The organism is Candidatus Beckwithbacteria bacterium, assembly GCA_026397255.1.
GTDB lineage: Bacteria > Patescibacteriota > Microgenomatia > UBA1400 > CG1-02-47-37 > JAPLVF01.
On the sequence record JAPLVF010000010.1, the window covers coordinates 1 to 3,368 of the forward strand.

Below are 3,368 nucleotides of genomic sequence, written 5' to 3' on the forward strand. Positions count from 1 at the left end.
AATATGGCCGGGGTTGATAAGAAACATTGGCGGAAGTGGCGGTGACGGGACGGCCTAATTGGTTAATAATTTTAATAATAAGCGGATAGTGAGGAATCCGAACACCTAATGTACCCGTTTCTGATTCAATGCCGGAACCAACTTGGTGTTTTCCGGCGGAAACGACGGTTAAAGGGCCGGGCAGAAATTTTTGATATAAGTTTTTGGCAGTCGGATTAAGTTTGACGTATCTGGCGGCCATCTGGATATCAGTGACAGCGACGGATAAAGGTTTGCCTTCGCGCCGGGTTTTGTAACATAAAAGTTTGTTAACGGCGGTTTGATTAGTGGCGTCAACACCGGCGCCATAGCAGGTTTCGGTGGGATAAATCACCAAGCCGTCGGCTTGCAAGACTTTGACGGCTTCATTGATAATATTTTTTTGGGTGGATTTAAGAATGCGCATAGGTTTTTCTGGCATGATAAAGTTTTTCAGTAAATCCGCCTTCTTGAGCATGTTTTTTAATAAGTGATTCTACTTGTTTATTTAGTAAAAATGAAGCTTGATGGCAAAGAGTGAGGAGTAAATTGGCGGCTTCTTCAGGATTTTGTGGTAGCGCAAAATCCTGTCGTAAGTTACCTAAGGTTCTTAAGTCACTTAAGTTTTTTACGAGGCGGGCAAATTTTGCCCGCCAGGATAAAACTCGAGGATCAATTTTACTCCACTGCGGCCATTGTCTTTGACGGAGAAAGTCTTCATAGTCGGCCAATAGTTCTTCCAGCGAACCTTTGGCAATATTAGTTAGCTTAATGGCGGTTTTTAGAGAAGTATTCATGTCTTCTGAGCCTTCAACGATATTTTGTTTGCCGGATCGGGCGGCACCGGTCATTTGTTCGGAAAGTTTGTAGCTTTTTATCCACTTTTTACAGAATTCCACAGTTAAATCGTAAATTATTAGAGAAAACCAGTAAGTAAATAACTTAGTGTAACTAGCGGGCATAGGTAACTTAGGCTACTTCAGGTTAATCGAGTAGAGGTTGGGGGGCAGATCCGAGCCGCCGTTTAAAGAAGTTAAGATAATCAAACGGGAGCCATTGGGCCAGGGATAAGCAAAGTTAGCGCTAAACGGGCCGGCATAGACGGTGTCGGCATTGGTGGCGTCGTATTCAGTAATAATGATTTTACCTGCCTGCGCAGGCAGGGAGTCATTAATCACAATGACGTGTCGGGAATCGGGATACCATTTAATAGAAGATAGGGCTATAGGACTGTAGCGTTTAGTTAATTCAGCTACTGGATCGATTTTTGGTGGCACTGCTTTGATTTTAGGATTAGGGGTAGGAGTGGGGGAAGATTGCCAGGCATTGGTCAGCCAGAAGTTGCGATCTTCCAATAAATCGTAAATATAAATGTTAGCGGGCTGGAGTTGGCGAGTTTGTTTTTGGGTAGAACTGGCCGGCAATTGGGGAATTAAGTTATCAGGAATGGTAATTGTTTGGTCAGGAACGTACATAATTTTTTCCGCATCAGGAGAAAAAACAAAGTTAGCCGAAGCGGTGGCGACGGTTTGCATAAAAACCGGCAAAGTTTTGATTAATTCTTGGTCTTTTTTATCCAAAGTGTCGTTCCAGTCTTTTAAAATTACCGGCAGTTGAGCGGAAACATCTTTAACTTGACTAATATCGTTAAAACTGTTGGTGTTTAATAAGACGTTTAGTTCGTCGGTTTTGCCGGCATTAATGGTGGCTAAAACTTGATTGGAGTCGGGCGACCAGGCAAGGCGGGCGTTCACTAAATCAATTTTGGTCGAAGTGCGGCTGATTTGGCGCGGGTCGGAATTTAAAGCAAAAGGGCGGTCAAATAAATCCAAGATGTAGAGGCCATTTTTGGCGTCAGTAGTGGCGTTATTAACGCTAAAGACAATTTTTTGGCCGTCCGGGGAAGGAATCGGGTTAATGGCGCCGGAAAAAGTTAAGGGGGTAAGGTTGGGGACGGCCGGGAAAAGGCGGGTATTGGTTTGGGTGACCAGTTCGGGTTCAAGTTTTAAGGTTTTCTCCCAGGGAATGTAGCCGTCTTTGGCAATTTTAATTTTATAGTCTTTGGGCGGTAAATTTAAAGTCGTGTCCGTGGCGGTGGTCAACTTATCATTAATAAAAACCGTGGCGCCGCGGGGAGTAGAGTTGGCGGCCAAGAGGCCGGTGCCTTCCATTTTTTTGGTGATGAAAGAAGGGCGATAACCTTTGGCGAGCCTGATGGCAAAGATCGTTCCAGCGGTCAGCAGGGCGATAATACAAATAACGATTAGTAGGCGGGGAATTCGGCGCATAGAGATATTATACCTGATTAGTTAATAATCAACCAATCAATCGGGCTGTCATTATTAACCGGGTAGTTGGTAAAGACGGTAAATTCTTTTTTAGCAACGTCTTTAATTACCCAGTATTTGGAGGCAGGGGTGTAATTTGAGTTAAAAGTCACAATAATTTGGGAGTTGGGAGTTAATTTATCAGATGCAACAACCACGTTATTTTCTCCGGCGGAGACAGTCGCCGAGCCGCTGTTGTTAAGAGATAATTGATTAAACTGGGCGCTTTGCCCGCTGAAAGTGGCTAGGGGTTCACCGATGTCGTTGTAAATAATAAGGGCGGAAGCGCTGGCAATATTCATTTGCAAGGCCGCATCCTGGGGGGTGTTAATTTGGGAAGCAACGATGGCGCCGGTGACGTTAAGATTGCCTTTAATGATGACATTGCCGCTGTCGTCCAGAGTCATCAATCCAGCCAATAAATTTAACCGGCCGCTTAAGCTACTAATGGAATCAACGCTTAAAAGATTATTAACTTTAAGGCTAGTGACAGTAGTTTGGCCAATAACTGCCAGATAGTCTTTAAAAAAGCCGGCATTGGCGTTGACAGAATCAATATCCAGATAAGCACTGGGAGAAGCTGGTTCGGAAGCAGCGAGAACAGCTGAGTTAGTGGCTAATGGTCCAGCGGCGCCGGTAGCCATTTGGTCGGCATATTTTTGAGTCAAATCGTTGATTTTATCTTTAATAATTGCCGTTAAATTAGGTTCGTTGATGCTGGCAACCAGAGAGGGAGAAGGAGAGGCTAAAACTAAAGCCTCTTTTTGCTCGATGACCGTTAAACGTTTATTTAAATCCAGAATGTACAGGACATTATTTTCTACCTGTTGTAAGAGCTGAAGGATAAATTGGGATAAATTTAAACCGGAGGCCTTGATTTCGTCAGCCGAGGCGACGTTGGGTAAATGATGGTGAATTTTAGTAAATTCTTCCAGGTCGATAGGGGAAAGGAGTTGATAATTAGTATCAAAAACATAGTCAGGAACAAGGAGGTCGACCCCATTAATGGTAACATTGCCGCCA

4 protein-coding genes are annotated in these 3,368 nt (G+C 44.0%); all 4 read right to left on the reverse strand.

Annotated features, from left to right (window positions below):
* A partial coding sequence (locus NTZ93_01865) for an L-threonylcarbamoyladenylate synthase (protein MCX6816586.1) occupies positions 1 to 460 on the reverse strand: 460 nt, incomplete at its 3' end.
* Positions 432 to 980, reverse strand: coding sequence for a four helix bundle suffix domain-containing protein (locus tag NTZ93_01870; GenBank protein MCX6816587.1), 549 nt, complete (start codon positions 978 to 980; stop codon positions 432 to 434). The genes NTZ93_01865 and NTZ93_01870, both read right to left, overlap by 29 nt.
* Positions 981 to 992: 12 nt before the next feature.
* Entirely contained in the window at positions 993 to 2,306 is a 1,314-nt protein-coding gene (locus NTZ93_01875; GenBank protein MCX6816588.1) for a PEGA domain-containing protein, read from the reverse strand.
* Positions 2,307 to 2,323: 17 nt separating this feature from the next.
* Positions 2,324 to 3,368: hypothetical protein (locus NTZ93_01880; protein ID MCX6816589.1), on the reverse strand; the 1,045-nt coding region annotated here is incomplete at its 5' end.